Origin of the sequence: Steroidobacter sp., assembly GCF_016790065.1 — a bacterium.
Taxonomy (GTDB): Bacteria; Pseudomonadota; Gammaproteobacteria; order Steroidobacterales; family Steroidobacteraceae; genus Steroidobacter.
Map to the genome: position 1 here is coordinate 14651 of NZ_JAEUPY010000375.1, position 16487 is coordinate 31137.

Below are 16487 nucleotides of genomic sequence, written 5' to 3' on the forward strand. Positions count from 1 at the left end.
CACCGTCTTGAGATACCATACGCGCACCCATCGCAAGGCACGGCCGGAGAGAGCGGGATCAGCCCCGCCGCCGAAGGCGCAACCGCCCGGAAACGCTCAGGCAAATGAACGGCGTGCACTGTGGATCGGGCGGCTTTCGGCCGTCCACCACACGGCGGGCTCTGGAGAGTAGCTGCCGCCTTCCTTATCAATAGGAAGCCGTCGGTTCACCGAAGGGGAGAGGCAACGACCCGATTTTCAGACGGGGGGCGTGGCCGGATCTCTCAGGTCACAGGACAGAGGGGCGTTGAACGTTGCGTACGTTCGGCGCTTGCCTTTCCACTGGCCAATTCCGGAGCATTCGATGGGCTTTAAAACTCCCTTGTACGACACCCATGTCGCCGCTGGCGCACGCCTGGTCGATTTCGGCGGCTGGGACATGCCGGTCAACTACGGTTCGCAGATCGAAGAGCACCATGCCGTGCGTCGCGATGCCGGCATGTTCGACGTGTCCCATATGTTGATCGCCGACGTGACCGGCGCGCGCGCCCGCGATTATTTGCGCTACCTGCTGGCCAACGACGTGGCCAAGCTGAAGGAGCCGGGCAAGGCGTTGTACAGCTGCATGCTCAACGAGCGTGGCGGCGTGGTCGACGACCTGATCGTTTATTTCCTCACCGACACCTGGTTCCGCGTGGTCGTGAACGCCGGCACGCGCGACAAAGACATCGCGTGGCTGAAGCGCTTCTCCGATGAATTCAAAGTCGATATCAATCCGCGCACCGATCTGGCGATGATCGCCGTGCAAGGGCCGAACGCCCGCGCCAAGGCCGCGACCCTGATTGGTAAGTACGCCGACGAAGCGCTGCAGCTGAAGACTTTCGTGGGCCGCGAGTTCGGCCAGTACTTCATCGCCCGCACCGGTTACACCGGCGAGGACGGTTGGGAAGTCATGCTGCCGGTGGCCGAAGTGGCCAAGTTCTGGACCGATCTGAAAGCTGCCGGTGTCGCCGAATGCGGCTTGGGCGCGCGCGACACGCTGCGACTCGAAGCAGGCATGAATCTGTACGGCAACGACATGGACGAGAACTTGTCGCCGCTCGAATCGGGTCTGACCTGGACGGTGGCGTTCGATCCGCTGGATCGCGATTTCGTCGGTCGGGCCGCGCTGGATGCGGAGCGCGCCGGTGGCGTGAAGCGCAAGCTGGTCGGTTTGATTCTGGATGAACGCGGCGTGCTGCGTGGTCATCAGCGAGTCGCCACCTCTGCAGGCGACGGCGAACTCACCAGCGGCACCTTCTCGCCGACGATGGAAAAGTCCATTGGTTTTGCGCGCGTGCCGGCAGCGACCGGCGATCGCGTGGAAGTCGACATCCGCGGCAAGTTATTGCCGGCGCGCGTCGTGAAGTATCCGTTCGTTCGCAACGGCAAGCCGCTGATTTCTTGATTTCCCGATTCTGCTTTCGCCAATTTTTGAATTGTTATTGAGGACCTCACCATGGCCAATATTCCTGCCGAGCTGAAATATCTGGATTCCCACGAATGGGCGCGCGTCGAAAGCGACGGCACCGTCACCATCGGCATCTCCGATCATGCGCAGGGCGCGCTCGGCGATCTGGTGTTCGTCGAAGTGCCGGAAGTGGGCAAGTCGTTGAGCAAAGGTGGCGCCGCCGCCGTGGTCGAGTCGGTCAAGGCCGCCTCGGACGTCTACAGCCCGCTGTCGGGTGAAGTGATTGCCAACAACGACGCGTTGAGCGGTTCGCCCGAGCTGGTCAACACCGATCCGTACGGCGCCGGCTGGTTGTTCAAGCTCAAGCCGAGCAACAGCGGCGAGCTGCAGCAGCTGCTCGACGCCACGGCCTACGAGAAAGTCGTCGCTGACGCTCACTGAGTGCCGCCATGCCGTTCATCCCTCATACCGAAACCGAGATCGGCGAAATGCTGGCTGCCATTGGCGCGCCTAGCATCGATGCGCTGTTCGACGAAATCCCGGCGGCGCTGCGAATCAAATCGCTGGCCGCGATTCCCGATGCACTGAACGAAATGGAAGTCGGGCGCCTGATGCAGCAGCGCGCCGATCAGGACGGCCGTCCGTTGAACTTCCTGGGCGCCGGTGCTTACGAACATCACATCCCCGCCGCCGTATGGGCCATCGTGACCCGTGGCGAGTTCTACAGCGCGTACACGCCGTACCAGGCTGAAGCCAGCCAGGGCACGCTGCAGCTGCTGTACGAATACCAGACCATGATGAGCAGCCTCACCGGCATGGAAGTGTCGAATGCGTCGCTCTATGACGGCGCATCGGCGCTCGCCGAAGCCTGCTTGATGGCGGTGCGCGCGCATCGCAAGTCCAAGTCGGCTCGCATCGTGGTGCCGTCGACGTTGAATCCGACGTATCTGTCGGTGTCGCGCGCCGTGGTCGAAGGTCAGAATCTCAACTTCACAGTGCTGCCGTACGAGTCGGGCAAAGGCACGTTGCAGTTCTCGAAGTTGGCAGCGCTGCAAGGCGAAGACCTGACCGCCGTCGTGATCCAGCAGCCGAATTTCTTCGGCCAGATGGAAGACGTGGATGCCATCACCGACTGGGCGCATGCCAACAATGCGCTGGTGATCGCCGTGGTGAATCCGTTGTCGCTGGCCTTGTTCAAACCACCAGGTGAGTGGGGAACGAAAGGCGTCGACATCGTGGTTGGCGACGGTCAGCCGATGGGCGTGCCGCTGTCTTCGGGCGGTCCGTACTTCGGCTTCATGACCACTCGCATGGAACACGTCCGCCAGATGCCCGGCCGCATCATCGGTCGCACCGTCGATCTCGATGGCAAGCAGGGCTTCACGCTGACGTTGCAGGCTCGCGAACAACACATTCGTCGTAGCAAAGCCACGTCCAACATCTGCACCAACCAGGGTCTGCTGGTGACCGCGGCGACCATTCATATGTCGTTGCTGGGTGCAGCCGGTCTGGAATCGGTGGCGGCGACTTCGCAACGCCAGGCCAACAAACTGATCGACAAGCTGACGCGCATCCCCGGCGTCAAAGTCGTGTTCGACGGTTACCGTTTTCATGAAGCTGTGTTACAGCTGCCGACCAAGGTGAGCGAGGTGCTCGACGCCTTGGCCAAACGCAACATCGTCGGTGGGTTGGACTTGTCGAAACTCTATCCCGAGCTGGGCAACGCGCTGCTGGTGTGTGCGACGGAAACGCGCACCGATGCGGATTTGGATGCGTATGCCGCCGCTTTGGCCGACGTCCTGGAGCGTAAGCCGTGAGCAACATCAAAGAACCGTTGATTTTCAAACATTCGCGCACCGGGCGCAGCGCTGTCGGTCAGTATCCGCAGGGCGCCACCGCCGAAGTGCCGGAGAAGTTTCGTCGTCGCAAGCGCGCGGCGTTGCCGGAAGTGTCCGAGTTGCAGGCAGTGCGTCACTTCACGCGTCTGTCGCAGCTGAACTTTTCCATCGACACGCATTTCTATCCGCTCGGCTCGTGCACGATGAAGTACAACCCGCGCGCGTGTAATGCGTTCGCGATGCTGCCGGAGTTCTTGAACCGGCATCCGCTGGCGCCGAACTCGGTGAGCCAGGGCTTCCTCGCGTGCTTGTATGAGCTGCAGGAAATGCTCAAGGAAGTGACCGGCATGAAAGGCGTGTCGCTCACGCCGATGGCCGGCGCACAAGGTGAGTTCGCGGGTGTTGCGATGATTCGTGCGTATCACCGCGCACGTAACGATCTGCAGCGTACCGAGATCATCGTTCCCGATGCCGCGCACGGCACTAACCCTGCGACTGCCGTCATGTGTGGTTGCACGGTGGTGGAGATTCCGTCGCTGGAAAATGGCGACATCGATATCGAAGCGCTGCAGAAAGCGCTCGGTCCGAAGACGGCCGGCATCATGCTGACCAATCCGTCCACCTTGGGTGTGTTCGAGCGTCGTATTTCCGAAGTGGCCAAGCTGGTGCATGACGCCGGCGGCTTGTTGTACTACGACGGTGCCAACCTCAACGCCATCCTGGGCAAGGTGCGGCCGGGCGACATGGGCTTCGACGTGATCCACATGAACCTGCACAAGACCTTCTCGACGCCGCACGGCGGCGGCGGTCCGGGTTCGGGCGCGGTGGGCGTGGGTCAGCGTTTGTTGCCTTTCCTGCCCATTCCGACCGCGGGCAAGGACGGCGACCAGTATCGCTGGCTGGATGAAAACGACCTGCCGCAGACCATCGGCCGCTTGTCGGCGTTCATGGGCAACGCCGGTGTGCTGCTGCGTGCGTACATTTATATGCGCATGCTCGGTCGCGACGGCATGCATCGGGTCGCGGAGTTCTCGGCGCTCAACGCCAACTACTTGTTGGCGCGTTTGAAGAAGGCAGGCTTCGAGCCGGCCTATCCGCAGCGCCGCGCCAGCCATGAATTCATCATCACGATGAAGCGCCAGGCCAAGGAGCTGGGCGTCAATGCCATGGACTTCGCCAAGCGCCTGCTGGATTACGGCTACCACGCCCCGACCACTTACTTCCCGCTGCTGGTGCCGGAGTGCTTGTTGATCGAGCCCACCGAAACCGAAGCCAAGGAAGAGCTGGACGGCTTCGTGGAGGCCCTGATCGCCATCCAGGCCGAGGCCGAACAGGATGCCGCCAAGGTCAAAGGCGCTCCTTATACTCTGCCGGTCCGGCGTCTGGACGACGTGCGCGCCGCCAAACAACTCGATCTGACCTACGGGATGAGAAGTACGGAATGACGACGATAACGCGCCCCAAATTGGCCGGCATGCGCCGATTGCTGCTGGCTTTCGTGAATTCATGGAAGGGTTTCAGGGGCGCGTTCCGTAGCGAAGCGGCGTTCAGACAGGAAGTGGCCCTGGCGGTAGTGTTACTGCCGCTGGGGGTCTACCTGGGTAAGACGCCGATCGAAAAGGCCTTATTGATCAGCTCAGTGCTGCTGGTGCTGATCGTGGAATTGCTGAACACGGGCATCGAAACCGTGGTCGATCGCATCGGTTTGGAGCGCCACGAGCTGTCCGGATTGGCCAAGGACGTCGGCTCGACCGCGGTACTGCTATCCTTCGGCGTCCTGGTCGTGATCTGGGGGTTCCTGCTGCTGGGCTGAACGGCCCGCGAGTGAACCCGTCGATTACGGCTTTTCACAGCCTGCTCGAACGCGGTTCACTCATGCATAGAACTTTTGCTGTCGCCGGTCTGCTGCTCGCCTGTCTGCCATTTGTCAGCCTGTCGGCCCAGGCGCAAGAGGCTCGAGGGCCGGAACCGCGGGGGGCGCAGCCGCCAGCATCGGCGGCCGTGCCGCAGGCGGCGTTGCCAGTCGCCGACGTTGAGGACTCCCGCTGGACTCGCACCCTGGAGCGCGTCGCCAGTGGCGTGGTCACCATCCAGGTCGATCTGGCCCGCGCCTTCGACACCGAATGGAACATGTCCAGTCAGGCCACCGGCTTCGTGGTGGATGCGCAGCGCGGCCTGATTCTCACCAATCGTCACGTCGTCACACCCGGCCCGGTCACGGCCACTGCGGTGTTCTTGAATCGTGAAGAAGTCACGCTGTATCCGGTGTATCGCGATCCGGTGCATGACTTCGGCTTCTATCGTTATGACCCGTCCAAGCTGCGGTTCATCAAGCCCACCGAGTTGAAGCTGCATCCGCAGGGCGCGCAGGTCGGCCGCGAGATTCGGGTGATCGGTAACGACGCTGGCGAACAGCTGTCCATCCTGGCCGGCACCCTGGCGCGCCTGGATCGGGAAGCGCCCAACTACGGTCTGGGCAAGTACAACGACTTCAACACTTTCTATTACCAGGCGGCGTCGAGCACCTCGGGCGGTTCGTCCGGCTCGCCGGTGATCGACATCGACGGTCGCGTGCTGGCGCTCAACGCCGGCGGCAGTTCGGCCGCGGCGTCCAGTTTCTATTTGCCGCTGGATCGCGTGACGCGCGCGCTGGATGCGATTCAGAAGAACAAGCCGGTGACTCGCGGCACGTTGCAGACAGTGTTCGTTTACACGCCGTTCGATGAAGTGCGCCGTCTCGGTCTGCGTAACGAATCCGAGATCGAAGTGCGCAAGAAGTTTCCGAACAGCGTCGGCATGCTGGTCGTCTCCGAAGTGCAGCGTGGCTCCGCGGCCGAGAATGTGCTCGAGCCCGGTGACGTTCTGGTGCGTATCAACGGCCAGGTCACCGCGGACTTCTCGCTGCTCGCCAGCACGTTGGACGACGGCGTCGGCAAGACGCTCAAGCTGAATGTCGAGCGCGGCGGTCAGGTGTTGGAACGTGAGCTGCCCATCCAGGACATGTATCAAGTGATGCCGGATGAGTTCCTGGAATTCGGCGACGCGGTGGTTCACAACCTGTCGTGGCAGCAGGCGCGCCATATCAACGTGCCGATCAAGGGCGTGTATGTCGCCAATCCTGGCTACGTACTCGGTGCTGCCGGCGTGCCGCGCGGCGCTGTTATCAGCGAAGCGGGCAGCAAAGAAATCACTGGTCTCGGCGAGCTGGAGCAGGCGCTGTCGGCGCTGGGCGATGGCGAACGCATCACGCTGCGTTATTTCACGATCGACGATCCCAAGACTGCGCAGTGGCGCAGTGTGCGGATGGATCGCCGTTGGTTCCCGGCTCGCGTCTGTAAGCGCGACGACAAAAGCGGCACTTGGCCATGCACGCGTTGGGGTGAAGATGGCGTAGCGAAGTCGCCGGATCCGGCCACGACCACGTTTGCGAAGACGGCCGATCCGTTGACCAACAAGTTGGCGCCGTCGCTGGTGCTGGTGAACTTCGACATGCCGTACTCGGTGTCGGGCATCACTGAGCGCAGCTATTACGGCACGGGTTTGATCGTCGATACGCAGCGCGGTTTGGTGGTCGTGGATCGCAACACCGTGCCGTCGCCGCTCGGTGATGTGCGGCTGACGTTCGCTGGCTCCATCGAAGTGCCGGGCCGCGTCGAATACATCCATCCGCTGCACAACCTGGCCGTGATCTCGTACGACCCGAAGCTGATCGGCGCGACGCCGGCTAAAGCGGCGACCTTGAAGGCCGTGGATTTGCAGCCTGGGCAGGAAGTGTGGGCGGTGGGCATGCGCGTCGACGGCAAAGTGCAAGCGCGCCCGGCGACGGTAGCGTCGGTGGACCCTGTGGGATTCCCGTTGTCGCGCACGTTGCAGTTCCGTGAGTCCAATCTGGAAACCATCGCGCTCGTGAACGGCCCCGCTGACTACGACGGCGTGCTGGTCGACAAGAGCGGCGCCGTGGTGGCGACGTGGGCCAGCTTCGCTTACGAAGCAGGTCGTGAGATTGCGCAAGAGAATCGCGGCATCTCGGCCGAGCTCGTGCAGGAAATATTGCCGGTGTTACGCGATGGACGCGCGTTGCATTCGTTGGAAGCCGAACTGTCGCCAGTGCCGCTGTCGGTGGCACGCAAGCAGGATCTGCCGGATGACTGGATCCGCCGATTGGAACAGCACAGCCCCGAGCGTCGTCAGGTGCTCAGCGTGGTGCGCACGGTCGGCGGCTCGCCGGCGGACGGCCTGTTGCGGTCGGGCGATCTGATCCTGGATGTCGACGGCGCCATCGTGAATCGTTTCCGCGAAGTGGAGCGAAGCGTGCAGAAGCCGTCGGTGCGCGTCACCGTCTGGCGTGACAAATCGGCACAGGTCATCGAGGTGCCCACCGTGGCGCTCGGCGGCCGCGATCTCGATCGCATCGTCGTGTGGGCTGGCGCGGTATTGCAACAGCCGCACCGTGCGCTGGCCGCTCAGCGTGGTATCGAGCCAGAGGGCGTGTTCGTTGCTTATTTCTCGTATGGTTCGCCGGCGACGCGTTATCAGCTGTGGGCCGGCCGGCGCATCGTCGAAGTGGACGGCAAGCCGGTTGCCGATTTGGACGCCTTCATCCAGGCGGTCAGCGGCCGCGAGGATCGCAGCTCGCTCAGACTGCGGACTGTGACCTGGAACGGTTCGGTGGAAGTGATGACACTGAAGCTGGATAAGCGTTATTGGCCCACTTACGAGTTGCGGCGGACGGCGCAGGGCTGGGCCCGCACGGCGCTGGACTAATACAGATCAATGCCGGGCCGAGAGCAGCTCTTGTCCCGGACGCTCTTGGTATCATTGCTCCCATGGCTATAGGACGAGTTTTACAACAGGAAATTCAGGACGCCGTCGAAGCGCTGCGCGCCGGCGAGCTCGTGGCATTTCCTACCGAGACGGTGTACGGCCTGGGCGCCAACGCCAACAACCCGGACGCGGTGCGTAAGATTTTCCGCGTCAAAGGGCGGCCGTCCACCCATCCGGTGATCGTCCACATCGATCATCCGCGTTATTTGCAGCGCTGGGTGCGAGACATGACGCCGGAAGCGAAGAAGCTGGCCGATGCGTTTTGGCCGGGCCCGCTGACGCTGGTCGCCAAGCGCGCGCCGGCGGTTAACGATGTGATTACTGGCGGGCAGGACACGGTGGCGATTCGCGTGCCGAATCATCCGGTCGCGCAGCAGTTGCTCAACGCTTTCGGCGGCGGCATCGCTGCACCGTCGGCGAACAGATACGGTCACGTGAGCCCGACGCGGGCCGAACATGTGCGCGATGAGTTTGGCGATGAGTTGAAGTGGGTGCTCGACGGCGGCGACTGCAAGGTCGGCCTCGAGTCCACCATCATCAGCTGTCTCGCCGATGGACCGCGTGTGTTGCGCCCCGGGAGCATCAGCTTCTCGCAGCTCAAAGCGGTGGTGCCGACTATTCAGATGGGGCCGAGTCCCACTGCGCCTCGCGTGCCTGGTTCTACGACTCGTCACTACTCGCCGTCGACGCCAGTCAATGTCGTGCCGAGCCGCCGGCTCGAGACGGTGATGAACGAGTTCGTTGCCAATCACGAGAAGGTCGCGGTGTTGGCGCAGCGTCCGCCGGGCACGGCGAATCCGTTCATGACTTGGGTGAATGCTGGCATCCGCCCAGACATTTACGCGCGGAATCTGTACGCCAATTTGCGCACGCTCGATAAAGCGGGCGCCAAGATCATCCTGGTCGAAGAAGTCCCCGAAGGTGAGAAGTGGGATGCCGTGCGCGACCGTCTGCGCCGGTCGGCCAGCGCCGAGAACATCGTTACCTACGATCAGGATATCGCTGCGTGGGTCGCTGACTTCGGTGAGGAAGGCCCCACTTGATTTCCGCCCCGGCTAGGGAAAACGCCTAAGGCCAACCCCGCGCGGCCAGAAAAATCAAAAAAACTCGCTCGAAAAGTTCGCCGGAGCGCCGCTGCAACGTCATAGTTTCATCGGCAGATAGTTCGGTCGACATCGAGTGCCGCACAGATTCCGTTCCTTGTTCGCCGGTTCCGGCGGTGTCCCTCCCGAGGCGGAGGCGGCCCCCGCTGTCGAGCCTGACCCACCTGCGGATCATTCCGAGCAGGTGCGTCGGCTATTCGAAGAACACAACCGTTCATTGGTCAGCTTTCTTACCGCGCGGCTGAACTCAGTCAGCGAGGCGCGAGACGTGGCGCAAGAGGCGTATGCCCGGCTGATGCAGCTGGAGCGGCCTGGCGCGGTGAGCTTCTTGCGCGCCTACCTGTTTCGGATCGCCGCCAACCTGGCGGTGGATCGCATTCGTCAACGCAAGGTGCGCACCGAAGGCACGCCGCAGGAATTCTTCGAAGGCTTGTTGTCGCGGCCTTCGCCCGAGCGAGTGCTGTTAGGGGAGCAGCAGGTGAAGATCATCGCTGCGGCGTTGGAGGAGCTGCCGGAGAAATGTCGGCAGGCGTTCGCGTTGCATTGTTTCGGCGACCGCGACGTTCGAGACATCGCCCGGCAAATGGGCCTGACGGAGCGGATGGTGCAGAAATATCTGGCGCGCGGCTTGGAGCATTGTCGTGCGCGGCTGGAGCAGTCAGGCGTCGAAGGCGCATCGCAGGGAGCCCGACAGTAATGACAAAGAATCATCCAGACCGAACCCACGATGAGTTGCGCCGTGCAGCGGCAGCACAGTGGGTGTCGGAGTTGCGTACCGGCGAACCGAGCGCAGAAAGCATGGCGGCATGGTTGGAATGGGCGCAGGCCGATCCGGAAAACCTGGCGGCGTTCGAGCGCGTCGATGCGGTGGCGTTTGGGATTGCGTCGTTGCCGGCACAGACCAAAGCGCAGTTGCTGCAGCAATTTGCGCCGGCCCAGCGCGTGCCTCGGAGCAATACGAATCGCTGGGCATACTCGCTGGCCGCAAGCCTGGTGTTGGTGGTTGGCGCTTGGGGCTACTGGGCCTGGCAGTCGCCGCAGCCGATGACAGCAACGTATGTGACCGGCAAGGCCGAGAATCGCAGTTACCAATTGCCGGATGGCACTGAGCTGGAACTGGGCGCGGGCACCCGAGTCGATGTGAATTACACCGCCAGCCAGCGCAACGTAGTGCTTCGTGACGGCGAAGCGTTTTTCAAAGTTGCGCCCGACTCGCGTCGGCCACTCGCGGTCCATGCGGGCGATTTGCACATCACCGATATCGGCACCAGCTTCGACGTGCGCAAGAGCGGCGCTCATGTGATGGTGACGGTCTCCGAAGGTATCGTCGACGTGAAATCCACCGAGGCGACCACGCTGGACACACCTGTCGTGCGTCTCACCGCCGGTCAACAGATTCGGACCGAGCAGGCCGCCGCCGATCTCAGCGCCGCCAAAGTAGCCAGCGTCAATCTGGATACGGCGGCGTCGTGGCGTAATGGTCGATTGGATTTCCAGGACGAAACCTTGGCGGTGGTGATCGCCAACGTCAATCGCTACGCCGCGCACGAGATCGTCATCGTCGATCCCGAGGTGGCGCAGATGCGGTTCACCGGCACCGTGTTCCAGAATCGGACCGACGCTTGGCTCGCGGCCACACAACATTTGTTCGCACTGCGCGTCGAGTCCGCCGCCGACGGCCGCCGCTTGCTCTATGCAGTGAAATAATTCGCGCCTCTGAATTCGTCTCGAGCAGCATGAAACGTCATAGCGAGGTAGGCATCACAAATACGCAAGAAACATCCCTGGCCGGAGCATCATGAGCAGCATCTTCCGCAAGTCTTCTTCGCACCGCCTGCGCGTCATCGTGGCCGCGCTGTGCCTCGCTACTTCGTCCATCAACGCCGCCGAGCTCGATCGGCAAGTGCGCTTCGATATTCCCGCGCAGGCCTTGTCGCCGGCGCTGATCCAGTTCTCGAGTCAGACCAATGTGCAGATCATCACCAAGGCGCAGGAGGTGTCGGGGCTGGCGACTGCGGGTGTCAACGGTTTGATGCCCATCGACGCTGCGCTCAAGCAGCTGTTGCAGGGAACCGGTGTTTCCTATGCGCTGGTCGGCAACGATACGGTCGAGATCGGCGCTGCTGAGGGCCGGCCGGCTGGCGATGCCGCTTCCAAAGCGGAGCAGAGCACATCGTTTCGTCTGGCGAGCTTGAACGACGCCGGGGCTGAAGCAGCCTCCGATCGTGCCACTGCGACCACCACCACCTCGGCTGACGGCACCATGGAAGAGATGCTGGTCAAGGGGCAGCTGATCGATAACGTGTCGATGATGAAACGCGGCGAAACCATGCGCGAGACGCCGCAGTCGGTCACCATCATGACCCGCCAGCGCATCGAAGAGCAGCAGTTGCTGAAGATCAACGAAGTGATCGACCAGGCGCCCGGCATGACGGTCGAGTCGGACTTCTTCGGCAAGCCGGCGCTGTATTACTCGCGCGGTTTCGAGATCAGCAACATGCAGATCGACGGCGCTTCGGTCGACGTCAATCGCAGTTACTTCTTCAATCCCAACCTGGCCATGTACGAGCAGGTCGAAATCCTGCGCGGCGCCGACGGCTTGTTCGCCGGCAGCGGCGACCCCGGCGGCACGATCAATCTGGTGCGCAAGCGCGCTCGCCACGATCCGCAGATGCAGTTCAACGCGAGCGCTGGCCGCTGGAACAACTTCAACGCCGAGGTCGATGTCACTGGCCCGCTGGCGTTCGACGGTCGCTTGCGCGGCCGCGCGGTCGCCACCTGGCACGATCGCGAGTACTACTACGACACTGCCGCCGAAGACGGCACGTTCTTCTACGGCACCCTCGAAGCCGACGTGACCGACAGCACATTGCTGGTGGTCGGCGGCAATCACGAGAGCATTCATCAGTCACCGCTGATGGTCGGAGTGCCGCGCTTCAATAACGGCACGGTGATCGATCTGCCGATCAGCACTGCGTACATGGCGGATTGGAACAAGTGGGACCAGAAGTCCACCGAGTTCTTCGCGCGAGTCGAGCAACGGCTCGGCGACGATTGGCTGTTCTCGGTCAGCGGCACGCACGGCGAGTCGGAACAGTCGGTGCTGTACGCCAGCGTCGATATGTATTCGCTGGCGCCCGGTGCACAGACCATGGCGTACACCTACGGTCCTTACGACGGCTACGCGGGCCGTAGAAACACGTTCGATCTGAGCTTGAAGGGCACGTTCGAGCTGTTCGGGCGTCGTCACAATGTCCTGGTGGGCTACGACCGGCAGAAGACCAACAACGAAGACACGCTGACGCAGTTCCTGGCGCCGCCGTCCGGCACCGTCAACGTTTACGACTTCGATCCGTTGTCGATTCCTCGGCCGGGCGCGCGAGTGCCGCTGAGCTGGAGCGAAGCTGTCACCGAACAGAGCGGCATTTACGCCAAGGTGCAGCTGCAGATCGCGGACCCGTTGAAGATCACATTCGGCGGTCGCTATGCGTCGTTCGACTACTCCGCACCGCGTGACTACTACGCAGTCGATGGTTCGGTCACGTCCTCATCGACGCTCGCTTATGAAGACAGCGGTGTGTTCATTCCTTACGGCAGCGTGCTGTACGACGTGAGCGAGGACTGGACCATCTACGGCAGCGTCACCGAAATCTACAAGTCGCAGTCGAGCTCGCTGGCGGGCCCGCTGCCGGGAACGCCACTCGATCCGATGACCGGCCGCAACTATGAAGTCGGCGTCAAATCCGATCTGCGCGACGGTCGCTTGGGCTTCTCGTTCTCGTTGTATCGCACCGAGCGTGAGGGCGAGGCCGAGTTCGATCCCGCCTATCTGTACACGCTGGTCGGCAACGTCGGGCACTCGTGTTGTTATCTGGAACTCGGCGAGGTGCTCAGTCAGGGTGTCGATACCGAAATCACCGGCGAGTTGGCGCCGGGCTGGTCGATTTTCTCCGGCTACACCTATAACGACAGCAAGAACGAGCGCACCGACACGCCGCTACTCACCGTGGCGCCGAAGCACATGTTCAAGCTGTGGAGCTCGTACAAGATCCCATCGATGCAGCAGCGCTGGCTGGTGGGTGGCGGTGTGACCGTGCAGAGCCGGACGTCATCGACGGCGTGGGGCGTGATCAACGGCACCTGGACGCAGAACCCGATCAGCCAGGGCAGTTATGCCGTCGTCAATGCGATGGCGCAGTACCGGATCAACCCGCAATGGAGTCTGGCGCTCAACGGCAACAATCTGCTCGACCGGCAATACTTCAGCAATCTGCAATACCAGAGCCGCTACGCCGAACCGCGCAACTTCATGTTGTCGGTGCGGGCCAGCTTCTAGTCGGCTGGGGTGGCAGCGATGATTTGGCGCACCGTGCGCGTGTCGGCGCTTTCGCTGGCATTGTCCGTCTCATTGTCTGGCTGGGCCTCGGCCCAGTCGGCGATGAATGTTTCGGCCAACACGCCGCAGCTGGCAGATCACCCCATCGCCTTGACGCACGCCCAACTGGTCGTGCGTCCGGGCGAGGTGATCGAAGCAGGCACCTTGGTCATGCAAGCAGGGCGCATCGTGGCGGTCGGCGCCTCGGTGCGAATTCCTGCCGGCGCGACGGTGATCGACTTGGCCGGCAAGACCGTGTTCGCCGGCTTCATCGATGCCAACAGCAGTTACTCACAAGCGGAGGTCACGCGAGCCGCGGATGCCTCAGCGCCGCTGTACCACTGGAGTAACAAAGTCCATCCGGAGCAGGACGCCACCGAAACCGTGCAGCCTGACGCCGCGCTTTCGCAGCGGCTGCGAGGCATGGGGTTCACCAGTGTGCTGGCGCAACCGGATCGAGGCGTGTTCCGCGGCCAGGCGGCGTTGCTGAGCACGGCAGGCGCGTCGAATGCAGCGGACTCCGTGATCGCGACACGCGTAGCTCAGTCGATCGCGTTCGAGACCAACAGCAACAGCGAGCCCTATGTTTACCCCGTCTCCAGTCGGGCCACGATTGCGTTGATTCGTCAGACGTTGCTGGACGTCGATTGGCAGCAACGTCAGCTGGCGTGGCAAGCCCGCAATCGGGATGCGGCGGCGATAGCAGCGCAACCTGCTTTGTCCGCGCTTGCGGCGGTAGTCGCGGGCCGTCAGCCAGCGATCTTTCAAGCGCCTTCGGAACTCGACTTCGGTCGCGCTGCGCGCATTGCCGAAGAGTTCAAGCTCGACTGGCTCATCAATGGCAACGGCAACGAATATCGGTATGTGTCGCAGCTGAAGCGCTGGCAGGCGCGAGTCATCGTGCCGCTGACCTGGCCCAAACCTCCGGCGGTGGCCGATGCAGATCTGGCGCTCGCTGTGCCCTTGGCGGCGATGGAGAGTTGGGAATGGGCGCCCTACAACGCGCGCGTACTGGCGGAAGCGGGCGTGCCTTTCGCACTGACTGCGGCCGGGCTGGAAAAGCCTGAAACGGAATTCTGGACTCGCGTGCGTCACGCCGTGTCGTTGGGATTGGACGAACGAGCTGCGCTGGCCGCGCTGACCGTGACACCTGCGAGCATGCTTGGGCTGCAGCAGCGACTGGGCACTCTGACCGCCAAACAACTCGCGAATCTGGTCGTGGCCGATGCGGACCTGTTTCGATCAGGCGATGCGTCGATCTACGAGGTGTGGATCAAAGGACAGCGTTACCAAACATTCCCGGTTCGCGAGCGCGCTCATTCGATAGTAGCGGCGTTACAGAGCAAGCCAGCCTTGCCGCCGCATTTCCGATATCCGGCGGGCGAGTACGGACGTCTCGGCATACCTGCGCAGCCTGCCGCTGTGATCGTGCGCAACGCCACTGTTTGGACGCAAGGTCCGCAAGGCGTGCTGACGGAGGCAGATCTGCTGATCGAACGAGGTCGCATTCGTGCCGTGGGCAAATCATTGGCAGCGCCCTCGACGGCGACGGTCATCGATGCCACGGGCATGCATGTAACGCCCGGATTGATCGACACACACTCGCACACCGCAGTGGATCTGGGGCGCGTGTGGGGCGACAACGTGCCGCTGGTGACTGCCGAAGTCCGCGTGCGAGATGTATTGGATCCGACCGTGATTCCGATCTATCGCATGCTCGCGGGTGGCCTGACGACGGCGTTGGTGTTACCTGGCTCGGGCACGCAAATGGTTGGGCAAGGCCAGACCATCAAACATCGCTGGGGCGGCGACGCGGACGACTTGCCGCTGGACGGTGCTGCTTGCGCCATGAAATCCGCGATCGGTGACAACGCGACGATGTACAACTGGGGCAGCGGCCAACGCTATCCCCATACGCGCATGGCGATCATGGATCCGCTGCGCGACGCCTTCAACGCCGCGCGAGCTTACGAAGCGCGTAGCAAACTCAAAGGTGCCGCACCGTTACGGCGCGACTTGCGCATGGAAGCCGTGCTCGACGTGCTCTCCGGCAAATGCATCATGCAGGTTCACAGCGGTCGTCAGGATGACATCTCGGCGTTCATCGCGCTGTCGCGCGAGTACGGCATCGTGCCGGTGTTTCATCACGCCCCCGAGGCTTACAAGATCGCCGATGAACTGGCGTCGATCGGCGCCGGCGCAGCGGTGGCGCCCGATTGGTGGGGCTTGAAGATGGAGCACCTCGACGACGTGCCGTATTCGGCTGCGCTACTGACGCAGCAGGGTGTGCGAGTCTCGATTCATTCCGACGCGAGCGAACCGGCTCGGCGCTTCAACACCGAGGCAGCGAAGGCCATCAAGTACGGCGGCCTGAGCGAAGTCGAAGCGATGAATCTGGTGACGATCAACTCCGCTCGGCAATTGGGCGCCGGGGAGCGTGTGGGCTCGCTCGAAGTCGGTAAGGACGCGGACTTCGTGCTCTGGAACGCCCATCCACTGTCGACGTTCGCCATTGCTCAACAGACCTGGATCGACGGGCGTCGTTACTTCGACCGCCAGGAGGATCTGCGCGAACGCGCGCGTATCGCCAGCGAGCGCGAAAGATTGATCGCGCGCATCAAAGAGGCGCGGTGAGCATGAAAAGAATATTGCCTGCCTGCGCGGCCCTGATCGCAGTTCTGTCGAGTGCGCCTGATCGTTCACTGGCGGCGGAACGGGCCGTACTGCTGTCCGGCGCCGATCTGTACACCGTCAGTCACGGCGTCATCGCATCGGGCGAGCTGCTGATACGAGACGGACGGATCGCTGCCGTTGGCAGTCGCGTCGACGTGCCTGCGGATGCCGAGCGCATCGACGTGTCCGGCAAGCGGATCTATCCCGGCATGATTTCCGCCAACAGCATTCTCGGCCTGCCGACC

Annotated in this window: 11 protein-coding genes, 1 pseudogene and 2 riboswitches; all 12 genes and pseudogenes read left to right on the forward strand. The window is 62.5% G+C overall.

Annotation, left to right across the window (positions count from 1 at the left end; all coding sequences use genetic code 11):
• The first annotated feature begins 33 nt into the window (after positions 1-33).
• Positions 34-121, forward strand: a riboswitch (glycine riboswitch).
• Between the two features lie 30 nt (positions 122-151).
• A riboswitch (glycine riboswitch) is annotated at positions 152-289 on the forward strand.
• Positions 290-343: 54 nt separating this feature from the next.
• Positions 344-1426: a glycine cleavage system aminomethyltransferase GcvT gene (gene gcvT, locus JNL55_RS15430; RefSeq protein WP_293855106.1), complete on the forward strand. Its 1083-nt coding sequence runs from the start codon at positions 344-346 to the stop codon at positions 1424-1426.
• Between the two features lie 51 nt (positions 1427-1477).
• Positions 1478-1870 (forward strand): glycine cleavage system protein GcvH, encoded by a 393-nt coding sequence (gcvH, locus tag JNL55_RS15435; protein ID WP_293855109.1) that lies wholly within the window; start codon positions 1478-1480, stop codon positions 1868-1870.
• Positions 1871-1878: 8 nt separating this feature from the next.
• Entirely contained in the window at positions 1879-3246 is a 1368-nt protein-coding gene (gene gcvPA / locus JNL55_RS15440) for an aminomethyl-transferring glycine dehydrogenase subunit GcvPA (protein ID WP_293855112.1), read from the forward strand.
• A gap of 5 nt (positions 3247-3251) precedes the next feature.
• Positions 3252-4712 carry an aminomethyl-transferring glycine dehydrogenase subunit GcvPB gene (gene gcvPB, locus JNL55_RS15445; RefSeq protein WP_415923087.1) on the forward strand — a complete coding sequence of 487 codons (1461 nt, stop codon included), beginning with the start codon at positions 3252-3254 and terminating at the stop codon, positions 4710-4712.
• On the forward strand, positions 4709-5080 hold the full coding sequence (locus JNL55_RS15450; RefSeq protein ID WP_293855118.1) for a diacylglycerol kinase: 372 nt from the start codon (positions 4709-4711) through the stop codon (positions 5078-5080). Before gcvPB ends, JNL55_RS15450 begins: the two co-directional genes overlap by 4 nt.
• A 62-nt stretch (positions 5081-5142) precedes the next feature.
• Complete coding sequence (locus tag JNL55_RS15455; protein ID WP_293855121.1) at positions 5143-8031, forward strand: trypsin-like peptidase domain-containing protein; 2889 nt, start codon at positions 5143-5145, stop codon at positions 8029-8031.
• A gap of 62 nt (positions 8032-8093) precedes the next feature.
• Entirely contained in the window at positions 8094-9134 is a 1041-nt protein-coding gene (locus tag JNL55_RS15460) for an L-threonylcarbamoyladenylate synthase (RefSeq protein ID WP_293855124.1), read from the forward strand.
• A gap of 136 nt (positions 9135-9270) precedes the next feature.
• Positions 9271-9891: an RNA polymerase sigma factor gene (locus JNL55_RS15465; protein WP_293855127.1), complete on the forward strand. Its 621-nt coding sequence runs from the start codon at positions 9271-9273 to the stop codon at positions 9889-9891.
• Positions 9891-10901 (forward strand): FecR family protein, encoded by a 1011-nt coding sequence (locus tag JNL55_RS15470; RefSeq protein WP_293855130.1) that lies wholly within the window; start codon positions 9891-9893, stop codon positions 10899-10901. Before JNL55_RS15465 ends, JNL55_RS15470 begins: the two co-directional genes overlap by 1 nt.
• A gap of 91 nt (positions 10902-10992) precedes the next feature.
• A complete protein-coding gene (locus JNL55_RS15475; RefSeq protein ID WP_293855133.1) occupies positions 10993-13530 on the forward strand; it encodes a TonB-dependent siderophore receptor in 2538 nt (845 codons plus the stop codon).
• Positions 13531-13548: 18 nt separating this feature from the next.
• Positions 13549-16203: an amidohydrolase family protein gene (locus JNL55_RS15480; RefSeq protein WP_293855136.1), complete on the forward strand. Its 2655-nt coding sequence runs from the start codon at positions 13549-13551 to the stop codon at positions 16201-16203.
• Positions 16204-16205: 2 nt separating this feature from the next.
• A pseudogene (locus JNL55_RS15485) lies at positions 16206-16487 on the forward strand (amidohydrolase); the annotation flags it as partial.

Coding starts and splice junctions, on each gene's coding strand:
- gcvT (WP_293855106.1), top strand. CDS start 344: ATGGGCTTTAAAACTCCCTTGTACGACACCCATGTCGCCGCTGGCGCA.
- gcvH (WP_293855109.1), top strand. CDS start 1,478: ATGGCCAATATTCCTGCCGAGCTGAAATATCTGGATTCCCACGAATGG.
- gcvPA (WP_293855112.1), top strand. CDS start 1,879: ATGCCGTTCATCCCTCATACCGAAACCGAGATCGGCGAAATGCTGGCT.
- JNL55_RS15450 (WP_293855118.1), top strand. CDS start 4,709: ATGACGACGATAACGCGCCCCAAATTGGCCGGCATGCGCCGATTGCTG.
- JNL55_RS15455 (WP_293855121.1), top strand. CDS start 5,143: ATGCATAGAACTTTTGCTGTCGCCGGTCTGCTGCTCGCCTGTCTGCCA.
- JNL55_RS15460 (WP_293855124.1), top strand. CDS start 8,094: ATGGCTATAGGACGAGTTTTACAACAGGAAATTCAGGACGCCGTCGAA.
- JNL55_RS15470 (WP_293855130.1), top strand. CDS start 9,891: ATGACAAAGAATCATCCAGACCGAACCCACGATGAGTTGCGCCGTGCA.
- JNL55_RS15475 (WP_293855133.1), top strand. CDS start 10,993: ATGAGCAGCATCTTCCGCAAGTCTTCTTCGCACCGCCTGCGCGTCATC.
- JNL55_RS15480 (WP_293855136.1), top strand. CDS start 13,549: ATGATTTGGCGCACCGTGCGCGTGTCGGCGCTTTCGCTGGCATTGTCC.